General features: G+C 67.4%; 8 protein-coding genes and 1 pseudogene. 3 read left to right on the top strand and 6 right to left on the bottom strand.

The annotated features are described in order from the left end of the window. The first annotated feature begins 109 nt into the window (after window positions 1–109). Both GV792_RS25585 and GV792_RS25580 read left to right on the top strand, forming a co-directional pair. Window positions 110–673, top strand: coding sequence for a TetR/AcrR family transcriptional regulator (locus tag GV792_RS25585; RefSeq protein WP_163827242.1), 564 nt, complete (start codon window positions 110–112; stop codon window positions 671–673). Further along, window positions 670–1,503, top strand: coding sequence for an MBL fold metallo-hydrolase (locus GV792_RS25580; protein WP_163827240.1), 834 nt, complete (start codon window positions 670–672; stop codon window positions 1,501–1,503). Before GV792_RS25585 ends, GV792_RS25580 begins: the two co-directional genes overlap by 4 nt. A 28-nt stretch (window positions 1,504–1,531) precedes the next feature. Here GV792_RS25580 and glpD read toward each other — a convergent pair whose 3' ends face one another. After that, entirely contained in the window at window positions 1,532–3,265 is a 1,734-nt protein-coding gene (gene glpD / locus GV792_RS25575) for a glycerol-3-phosphate dehydrogenase (RefSeq protein ID WP_163827238.1), read from the bottom strand. Window positions 3,266–3,453: 188 nt separating this feature from the next. On the opposite strand from glpD, the pseudogene glpK reads away from it, so the two are divergent. Beyond that, window positions 3,454–4,954: pseudogene (gene glpK, locus GV792_RS25570) on the top strand (glycerol kinase GlpK). Here glpK and GV792_RS25565 read toward each other — a convergent pair. From GV792_RS25565 to GV792_RS25545, 5 genes are all read right to left on the bottom strand, one after another. Beyond that, window positions 4,936–6,144, bottom strand: a complete 1,209-nt coding sequence (locus tag GV792_RS25565) for an aminotransferase-like domain-containing protein (RefSeq protein ID WP_163827237.1) — start codon at window positions 6,142–6,144, stop codon at window positions 4,936–4,938. The pseudogene glpK and the gene GV792_RS25565 sit on opposite strands and share 19 nt — an antisense overlap. Window positions 6,145–6,305: 161 nt before the next feature. Further along, window positions 6,306–6,503: a hypothetical protein gene (locus GV792_RS25560; RefSeq protein WP_163827236.1), complete on the bottom strand. Its 198-nt coding sequence runs from the start codon at window positions 6,501–6,503 to the stop codon at window positions 6,306–6,308. Window positions 6,504–6,663: 160 nt separating this feature from the next. Continuing rightward, complete coding sequence (locus tag GV792_RS25555; protein WP_256668301.1) at window positions 6,664–7,689, bottom strand: hypothetical protein; 1,026 nt, start codon at window positions 7,687–7,689, stop codon at window positions 6,664–6,666. 73 nt (window positions 7,690–7,762) lie between these two features. Continuing rightward, on the bottom strand, window positions 7,763–8,791 hold the full coding sequence (locus GV792_RS25550) for a hypothetical protein (RefSeq protein ID WP_256668300.1): 1,029 nt from the start codon (window positions 8,789–8,791) through the stop codon (window positions 7,763–7,765). 291 nt (window positions 8,792–9,082) lie between these two features. After that, window positions 9,083–10,486 (bottom strand): NAD(P)H-quinone dehydrogenase, encoded by a 1,404-nt coding sequence (locus GV792_RS25545; protein ID WP_163827231.1) that lies wholly within the window; start codon window positions 10,484–10,486, stop codon window positions 9,083–9,085. Window positions 10,487–10,597 lie beyond the last annotated feature (111 nt).

Below are 10,597 nucleotides of genomic sequence, written 5' to 3'. Positions count from 1 at the left end.
AATCCGACCGCCTCCACGTCCGCGGTGGCCAGCACCACGCGCGCGGTGACGCGCGGCTGGGTCCATCGCTCACTAGACCGGTCGTCATAGTTGGCGTAACGTCTCCGTCGTGACACCACGTACGGACTCGCGGCAGCGCTTCATCGATGCCGCCGCCGACCTGTTCCACACCAGGGGCTATCACGCCACCGGACTCAACCAGCTGGTCAGCGCGGGCGGAGCGCCCAAGGGCTCGCTGTATTTCCACTTCCCCGGCGGCAAGGAACAACTCGCTGCCGAGGCGCTCGGCCAGTCGAGCAGAAAGCTGAACGCGATCTTGGCGGCCGCGCTCGAACACGGCGATATCGACGCCGTCTTCGACCTGCTGGCAACCACACTCACCGAATCCGGTTTCGAACGCGCCTGCCCGCTGGCCTCGGTGGCGCTCGATGCCACCGACAGCGAACCGATCCGCACCGCCTGCGCAGATGGCTTCGAATCCTGGCGAATCACCATCGCGGATTTCCTCCGCGCCAAGGGCATCGACGCCGAACGCACCGAACACCTGTCCACCGTCGCGCTCGCCATGCTCGAGGGCGCACTGCTACTCGCCAAGACCACCCGCGATATAGCGCCGCTGCGCGCGGTCGCCGACCACCTCCGCACCCTCTTGGACCAGGAGTTGTCCCGATGAAGATCCATCACCTCGACGGCGGAACGATGCGCCCCTTCGGCGGCCGCCTGCTCACCGGAACCGGCGGACTGCTGCACCGCGGCGAGATGGTCTGCCACTGCCTGCTCATCGAGCACGACACCGGCCTGGTGCTGGTGGAGACCGGTATCGGCGAACAAGCCGTGCGCCGTCCCGCCGAATGGCTTGGCAGCCAGTTCATTCAGATGACCAGGCCCGTCCTCGATCCGGCGCGGACGGCGGTCGCGCAGGTGGAACAGCTCGGATATCGGCGCGAGGACGTCCGCGACATCGTGCTGACCCACCTTGATCTCGATCACGCGGGCGGCCTTGCCGACTTCCCGCACGCCCGCGTCCATGTCTACTCGGAGGAAATGCAGGCACTGGAAGGTAAATACGGACCAAGGGAACGGTTCCGCTACCGCGCGATCCAATTCGAGCACGGCCCGAACTGGCAGGTGCACGACGAACAGGGCGAGCCGTGGTTCGGGTTCGAGGCAGTGCGTGAACTGGCCGGACTACCGCCGGAGATCCTGCTGATTCCACTGGCCGGGCACACCAGAGGACATGCGGGTGTGGCCGTCGATACCGGCGACGGCTGGCTGCTCAGCGCCGGTGACGCCTACTTCGACCCCGGCACCCTCGACGCCACTCATCCGCATCAGCCGTTGGGCATCACCGTCTTCGAACGCCTCGTGCAGACGGTGGCCGAATCCAGGATCGACAACCAGCAGCGACTGCGCGAGCTGATCGCCACCAAGGGCGACGATGTCCGAGTCTTCTGCGCTCACCATGCCGGTGAGCTGCGAACGATGCAGACCGCAACGGTCTGAGTCCGCTGGCGGCGGCTCCTCGCGGAGCTCACCGATCCAGCGGGACCGGCTCCAGAATCTCTGGACGAGGCTCCGGAGCGGCCACCCGCAACGCGTCGGCGCCTGCGTCGTCGGGCTGGGTCTGGGAACAGATCTCGGCCTCGACCCGGGCCAGATAGAGGCCGACCTCCCGGTCGACATCGTCGTCATCCCAGCCCAATACCGGTGCTACCAGCCTCGCCACCTGCTCGGCACAGTCCGCACCGCGATGGGAGTACTCGATGGAGATGCGGGTGCGCCGGGCCAGAATGTCGTCCAGGTGCAGCGCGCCTTCGGCGGCGGCGGCGTAGACCACCTCGACCTGCAGGTAGGACGGTGCGTCGGTCAGCGGTTGCAGCAGTTCGGGCTTACCATCGGCCACGGCCATGACCTCGTCGATCAGTGAGCCGTAGCGGTCGAGCAGATGCTTGATCCGATAGGGGTGCACGCCATAGTCCTCGGCCAGCTGCACGGTCTGATTGACCAGCGCGAAGTAGCCGTCGGCGCCGAGCAGCGGCACCTTCTCGGTGATGGAGGGTGACACCCGGGCCGGAATGTCCTGCGCCGCCTCATCGACCGCGTCATAGGCCATCACCCGGTAGGTGGTGTACTTCCCTCCCGCGATGGCGACCAGGCCGGGCGCGATCCTGGCCACGGCGTGTTCGCGTGAGAGCTTCGAGGTGTCGTCGCTCTCCCCGGCGAGCAACGGCCGCAGACCGGCGTACACACCGTCGATATCGTCCGGGGTGAGCGGGGTGACCAGCACCCGGTTGACGTGCTCGAGCAGGTAGTCGATATCGGCTTTCGTCGCGGCCGGATGCGCGAGGTCGAGATTCCAGTCGGTGTCGGTGGTGCCGATGATCCAGTGACTGCCCCACGGGATCACGAACAGCACCGACGTCTTGGTGCGCAGGATGATCGCCGCATCGCTGACGATCCGATCGCGCGGGACCACAATGTGCACGCCCTTGGACGCACGCACATGGAAGCGCCCGCGCTGATGGGACAGGGCCTGGATCTCATCGGTCCAGACGCCGGTCGCATTGATCACCACATGCGCGCGGGTCTCGGTGGTTCGCCCGTCCTCGCTGTCGCGCAGCTTGACCCCGACCACTCGATCGGCCTCGCGCAGGAAGCCGACGACCTGGGTCGAGGTGCGGATCGCCGCGCCGTAGTGGGCGGCGGTGCGGGCCACGGTCATCGTGTGGCGGGCGTCGTCGACGACGGTGTCGTAGTAGCTGATCCCGCCGATCATCGAGTCGCGGCGCAGTCCAGGGGCCAGCCGCAGCGCACCGTGCCTGCTCAGGTGGCGCTGTCCGGGAACGGATTTCGCGCCGCCCATGGTGTCGTAGAGCAGCAGACCGGAGGCCACATAGGGCCGTTCCCACACCCGGCGGGTCAGTGGATAGAGGAATCGCAGCGGCTTCACCAGATGCGGCGCCAACATCGACATGGATAGTTCGCGTTCGGCCAGCGCCTCGCGAACCAGGCCGAACTCGAGCTGCTCCAGATACCGCAGCCCGCCGTGGAACATCTTCGACGAGCGGCTCGACGTCCCAGAGGCGAGATCGCGCGCCTCCACCAGCGCGACCCGCAGTCCCCGCGTCGCGGCGTCGAGCGCGATGCCTGCGCCGACCACCCCACCGCCGACGACCACCACGTCGAAATGGTCCTTGCCCAGCCGGCCCCAGGCGTCCAGGCGCTGCTGCGGACCGAGGAACTGCGATTCGGGCTTCTTGGTCATTGCTCGGCTCCTCCAACCGACGCAAGCGTCGGAGGTCGACGTTGTGGTCTGTGATCGGGCGCGTTCGAGCTTCGACTACACCCTATCGCCGCAGCTTCACCCCAGGTGTGCGACGCCCTTGTGCGCCTGGGTTTCCTGGTTGCCCCGAGCCCGCCGTGACCGGCCGCGGGTTCCGGTAGCCTGCACCAATGCGACGCTATGTGGCCGCCATCGATCAGGGAACGACGTCGAGTCGGTGCATCGTTTTCGACCGCGCTGGGCGCGTCGCGGGCATCGCTCAACGCGAGCACGAACAGCTGTTCCCGCGTCCCGGCTGGGTGGAACACGATGCCGAGGCGATCTGGCACAACACCGAAGCGGTGCTCGGCGAAGCGCTGACGGCCACCGGCATCACCGCCGCCGATATCGCGGCGGTGGGCATTACCAATCAGCGGGAGACCACCGTCGTGTGGGACCGCACCACCGGCAAACCGATCCACAACGCGATCGTCTGGCAGGACACCCGCACCGAGGCGCTGTGCACCGAGCTGGCGGGCGAGGTCGGCCGGACCAGGTACCAGGACCGCACCGGTCTGCCGCTGTCGACGTACTTCTCCGGCCCCAAGCTGCGCTGGATTCTCGATCACGTTGAGGGTGCGCGCGAACGCGCCGAAGCGGGTGAGCTGTGCTTCGGCACCATCGACAGCTGGGTGCTGTGGAACCTGACCGGTCAGCACCTGACCGATGTCACCAACGCCTCCCGCACCATGCTGATGGATCTGCGCACGCTGCAATGGGACGGCCGGATCTGCGCCGAATTCGGTGTGCCGACGGCGATGCTGCCGCAGATCCGCAGCTCGTCGGAGGTGTATGCGGAGATCAGCTCCGGCCCGCTCGCGGGTGTTCCGGTGGGCGGCATCCTCGGCGACCAGCAGGCCGCCACCTTCGGCCAGGCCTGCCTGTCCCCCGGGGACGCCAAGAACACGTACGGCACCGGCAATTTCATGTTGCTCAATACCGGAACGACGCCGGTATTCAGCAAACACGGTCTGCTCACCACAGTCTGCTATCGCCTCGGCGAGCAAGCGCCGGTCTACGCGCTCGAGGGTTCGATCGCCGTCACCGGTTCGCTGGTGCAATGGTTCCGCGACAATCTGGGCATCATTTCCTCGGCCGCCGAGATCGAGCCGCTGGCACGCAGCGTCGACGACAACGGGGGTGCCTACATCGTGCCCGCGTTCTCCGGCTTGTTCGCCCCGCGCTGGCGGCCGGACGCGCGCGGGCGTCATCACCGGGCTGACTCGTTTCGTGAACAAGGCCCACCTGGCCAGGGCGGTGCTCGAATCCACCGCGTTCCAGACCCGCGAGGTCACCGATGCGATGCGTGCCGACGCCGAATCCCAGCAGCTGCGACTGGAGTTGACCACCCTCAAGGTGGACGGCGGCATGGTGAGCAACGAGCTGCTGATGCAGTTCCAGGCCGACATTCTCGGTGTCCCGGTGGTACGACCGGTCGTCAACGAGACCACCGCGCTCGGCGCCGCGTATGCCGCCGGCCTGGCCGTCGGGTACTGGGCGGGTACCGACGACATTCAGACCAACTGGGCAGCGGACAAGACCTGGGAGCCCACCATGACCGACGACGATCGACAGGGTCGTCTGGACGCGTGGAACAAGGCGGTCGAGCGCACCTACAACTGGGCCGACTGAACCGGCGCCTCCTGCGTGGCAACGGCGCGGTCGAGCCGGTCCACTGCCTCGGCGAGGGTGTCAGGCGCGGCTGTTGTGAAGCACATGCGCAGCGACTGCGGTCGCGGAGTGCTCACCGAGAACGCCTGTCCGGGAACATAGGCGACGCCCGCGTCGAGGGCGTGTGGAAGTAGCGCCGTCGTGTCGGTGCCGTCGGTGAAATCTGCCCACACGAACATGCCGCCTGCGGCATCGGTGCTGGTGATGCGATCGCCGAAGCGGTCACGAAGTGCGGTGACGAGTGCGGTCGCACGTTCGGCGTATGCGGTGCGGACGGTATCGATATGCCCGGCGAGCCAGTGGGTGTCCGCCAGCAGGTCGGTGGCGATCTGCTGCGTCAGCGCCGAACCGCACAGATCGGCGCCCTGTTTGAGCAGCTCCACCGCGCGGCACACCGGATCCGGTGCGACCATCCAGCCCACCCGCAGGGTCGGCGCCAGGATCTTGGATGCACTCGACAGCCGGATCACCTTCGGCGAATACGTCGCGACCGGGTCCGGGGCGGGCTTGTCGAACCAGAGCTCACCGTAGGGGTCGTCCTCGATCACCCAGAAGCCGTACCGGTCGGCGAGCGCAGCCAGTTCGCGCCGTCGTGCCGGACTCATGGTGACCCCACCCGGATTGTGGAAGTTGCTCACCGTATGCACGACGGCGGGACGTTCACCTCGGGCGAGCAGCTCACCGAGCAGGTCCGTCCGCATGCCGTCGGCATCCAGGGGCAGCGCCACGATCCGCGCGCCTGCCGCCCGGAACACCTGTAGTGCCCCGACGTAGGCCGGATCTTCGACAACGACCAGTGCGCCCGGATCGAGCAGCACCTCCGACAGCAGCGACAACGCCTGCTGGGAGCCGTGGGTCACGAACACCTCGTCGAGCGGGACGGTGCGGCCGAGCCGGGCGGTCTCACGTTCGGCCAGCAGGGCGCGCAGCGGCCCCCATCCTGGCGATTCGGTGTATTGAAGGGATGCGGCGTCGCGTAGTGCGGCGTCGGCGGCTACCGCGATCCGCTCACGCGGCATCAGCGCCGCGTCGGGTAAACCGCCGGCGAGGCTGATGATCTCCGCGCGGGTGGTGAGTTTGAGCAGGTCACGGATGGCCGAGCTGGTCAGGCCGCTCAGTCGTCCGGCCAGGGGCGGAAGGTGCTGCGACATGGAACCTCCAGAGATTACGCGAGGTGCGCCTTGTTCACTGTCGCATATCAATGACCATATCGTGAAATCATCATCCCATAGTTTGAGATACGGAAAGTGTGGGGAAACGGAACGGCCCCACCCCGAGATCGGGATGAGGCCGTGACGTTCACCTTCGAAGACTATCGCCGTTCAGGCTTCTTGCCCTTGCAGTCCTTCGTCACGCCCGGCTGGCACGGAGGCTGCTTCTTGGTGTCCTTACAGTCCGTGCTGACACCCGGCTGGCAAGGACCGGCCACCGCGATAGCGGGCGCAACGGTCGCCCCGGCAGACAGCAGGCCGACCACGATCACGGCACCGGCGAACGACTTCTTCAACATGGGTACTCCCTCCCTAGATTGCGTCCCGAACACTACCGGAGAGATTCCCCGCAAAGCAATGGCAATCGTCGCACAAACTCTGCGAAAATCGTTGCACCCATGCAGCTTTCGTGAACCCTCGCATCGCGAGGCTTTCAGATCGAGCCAGCGTTCGGACGGCTCACCGATCCAGGATGGCGAGGATCAGATGCTTGCCACCCTGGTCGACTGTCTGCACGGTCTGCCGGTAAACAAACGTCGTGCCGTCGGGGCGATGCTCGGTCAGATCGACGTCGAAGACGGCCGACTCCCGCTCGGTCATGCGCAGGCAGTAGGTGGTGCCCTGCGGAATCTCCCCGTCGATCACTTGCTGCAGATCCGCGACGGGCAACAAGTTCGCGCCCGGCGCCGCAAAGCTGTGCGCCTTCGCGCCATCGCGGGTGGCATAGAACGCGTGCTGGTAGCCGAGGATGGCTCCAGCTCCGCTCGCGGTATCGCCCGGACCGTTGCCGACGGTGACATTGCCGTCCTTGCTGGCCGGGCAACTCAGTGCGGCACTGGTCGTGGCGGGCGCCTGGGCGGATTCGGCGTCGCTGTCGTCACCGGTCATCAGCACGATGGTCAGGGTGAGCGCGACCAGCACGGCGACGACCGCCGCCGATCCGGCGATGATCGGGCCCATCGGGCGCTTCGGCTTGGTCGGACGCGCCAGCGCTTCGCTCACCGACTGCGGTGTCAGGCGCTTGGCGATCGGATCGTCAGCCCAGGACAGGCCGGGTTCCTGCGCGGGCTCGGCAGGCGGTGCGGGCGGCTCACCGGATTTGGTCGGCTGATTCCACCAGGTCTCATCATCGGTGGTCGACAGACGGACGGTGCGGTCCTCGCCCATATCCGCGGGTTCGGGGCGGGGCGCGCGCGGCTGATTGTCCAGGAAGGCGGAGCTGTCGGGCGCGCGGAACTGTGGCGGCGGTGCGGGCACGCTCGGCGGCGGCTCCGGTGCGGGCTCACCGGCCGGGCGCCAGGTCAGACCTGGTTTCTCGGGCGCCGATTCCGCCTTCCACCCCACATCGGGGCCGCCGGTGGTCGGCGGGCCGAAATCGCTGAGGGGCGGGCCGAAATCCGACACCGGAGGCCCGAAGTCTCCTACCGGTGGGCCGAAATCCGATCCGCCGGACCCGCTGTCCTTGCCTTCGCCGTCGCCGGACACACCCAATCCTTTCCCCTGGACACACGTGTGGGGCGGCCGCGAACGACCGCCCCACCCGCCGATTCAGCACATGTCAGTACTGGAGCGAGCCACCCCACTGGGTGGTGACACCAGCGACATTGATCGTCTGCGGTTCCAAGTTGCCCGGTTGCACGATAGTCGGCAGTTTAACCTGCGACGCCGCCTCGAGCGCGGCCACGCCGCCCGGCTGCTGCGCGATCCACTGCTCGACGGTCGCCTTCGCGGCGTTGAGCTGCGTGGTGTCGAGCACGGTCTCGAACTTGTTGTCGGCCAGGCCGGCGCCACCGGTGAAGGTGTTCACCTTGATGTGGTTCTGGTCCAGGTACTCCCACGCGATACCCGCGTCACCACGACCGGTCGGCGTGCTGTATCCGACGGTGCCGACGTAGCCGGCCTCATTGGTGAAGTGATGAGTGTTGGCCAGATGGCCGGGCAGCAGGCCACCGGCATCGATGGTGGCGCCGACCTCGGCGTGCGGGCCGGTCATCTGCACGACCGGAGCGGCAGGAGCGGCGTCGAGGCGCGGGGCCTCCCACTGCGGCTGCACCAGGGTCTGGGTCTCCGACTCGGACCCCGGCTCGATGGCGCGCGCACGGTCGCCGTCGATGGCAGGCTCGGCCTCGCTGCCGCCCTCGGGTGTGACGACACCCTCGGCGCGCGGATCGACGACACCGGGACGGTTCGGGTCGACCTCGCCGGGCTTCTGCTCCGGCACGACCACCGGCTGGACGGGGCCCTGGCCGGGCACCGGCAGCGGCGCAACACGCGGTGCGGTGACACCGGGCTGACGCGGCGCGGCCAGCTTCGGGTCCTTCTGGTCGTTGTCGGTGTTCGGGGTGGTGACACCCGGCTGGCTCGGAGTGGCGTTGCCCTGCGGGTTCTCCGGCTGCGCGGGGTCGGTGACACCCGGCTGCGTCGGCGACTGCGACTGCTCCGGCTGTGTGGTGCCCGGCTGGCTCGGCGACTCGTCCTGCGTCGGCGCCGGATTATCCGGCTGTTCGTTCGGAACGGCCCCCGCCGGCGATGCGAACAGAGTGGCTACGGCCGCCGCGGTGGCCAACGGCAACGAAGTACTCGCCATCGCTCGCTGCGCCCGACTCGGCTTACGATGTTTCACTTTTCGCCCAATCCCTTTCCCGGGTGCGGTCCCGTAGGGATCGCACTCAGCTGTCTTTGGTGAGACGCTCGGACTGACAGCAGCCCAGGGCTGCCCGTCGTTCGCGTCAGGAAAGGAAACCCCCCGACACCAAACCTCACGACCACCCATCGATCGCATCTCTGCGGGAAGTGAACCACAACTGTGCCGTGCAGGCAACGTGACGAAACCTACCCACTCGCAGGAACACTCGTCCCGGTTCCGCGCAGGGGTCGCTCAGTCCAGATCGTCGTGACGCATGAGCAGACGAGCGGCTTCGGTCACCGACCCGGTCAGTGAGGGATACACCGAGAAGGTCTGTGCCAGATCGGTGACGGTCAGGTTGTTCTGTACTGCAAGGGCGATCGGCAGGATCAGCTCCGAGGCGATCGGCGCCACCACGACACCACCGATGACCACACCGGTGGCCGGGCGGCAGAAGATCTTGACGAAGCCGCGCCGCAGCCCCGACATCTTCGCGCGCGGGTTGGTGTTCAGCGGCAGCATCACCGTCCGGGCGGGGACCTCACCATTATCGATGGCGGTTTGGCTGACACCGACGGTGGCGATCTCGGGCCGGGTGAACACCGCGGAGGCAACGGTCTTGAGCCGGATCGGGTTCACGCCCTCGCCCAGCGCGTGGTACATCGCGATCCGGCCCTGCATGGCCGCCACCGACGCCAGCGGCAGCAGACCTGTGCAGTCGCCCGCGGCGTAGATGCCTGGCACCGAGGTGCGCGAAACGCGATCGACACGCAGGTATCCGCCGCGGTCGAGTTCGATGCCGACACGGTCGAGACCGAGATCAGCGGTATTGGGCGTCGAACCGACAGTCATCAATGCATGCGATCCGGAGACGGTGCGCCCGTCGGCCAGCTTCACCACGATGCCCTCCGCCGTGCGCTCCACAGCATCGGCGCGTGCGTGCTTGACGAGCTCGACACCGCGCTCGGCCAGCGCCTCCTCCAAGACGAGGGCCGCGTCCGCGTCCTCGCCGGGCAGGACCCGGTCGCGGCTGGACACCAGCTTCACCCGCACTCCCATTTCGGTGTACGCGGAGACGAATTCGGCGCCGGTGACACCGGAACCGACCACCACAAGGGTTTCCGGCAGTTCGGTCAGGTCGTAGAGCTGACGCCAGTTGAGGATGCGCTCACCATCGGGTTCGGCACCGGGCAGCACACGCGGGCTCGCCCCGGTGGCGATGAGCACCACCTCGGCCTCGATGACCTCCTCGGTGCCGTCATCGAGGATCGCGCGCACTCGATGCGCGGCCAGGCCGGTGGCACGATCGATCAACTGCCCGCGACCGGCCAGCACCGTCACGCCGACGGTCTGCAGCTTGGAGCGGATATCGGAGGACTGGGCCAGCGCCAGCGCCTTCACTCGCGAGTTCACCTCGGGCAAACGCACCATGGCCTGACTCGGATCGAGGGTGATGCCGAGATCACGGGCGCGGCGCAGATCGGTGCGCACGCCGGTGGAGGCGATGAAGGTTTTCGACGGCACGCAGTCCCACAGCACGCACGCCCCGCCGATACCGTCGGAATCGAGCAGCGTGACCTCGGCACCGTGCTGGGCCGCCACCAGCGCCGCCTCGTATCCGGCCGGTCCGCCACCGATGATCGCAATGCGGGTCATGGATACCTCCGCTCGAGCAGTTGGACCGGGATCTCCGGTTCTCGTCAACGTTATCCGGCCAGGCCCGCGCCGGATCGACGCGGTATGCCGCGCCGCAAGCGCGGCAAATCC

This window comes from Nocardia cyriacigeorgica, from assembly GCF_010868145.1.
In the GTDB taxonomy this organism is placed as follows: Bacteria; Actinomycetota; Actinomycetes; order Mycobacteriales; family Mycobacteriaceae; genus Nocardia; species Nocardia cyriacigeorgica_D.
This window is presented reverse-complemented; position numbering and strand designations above follow the sequence as displayed.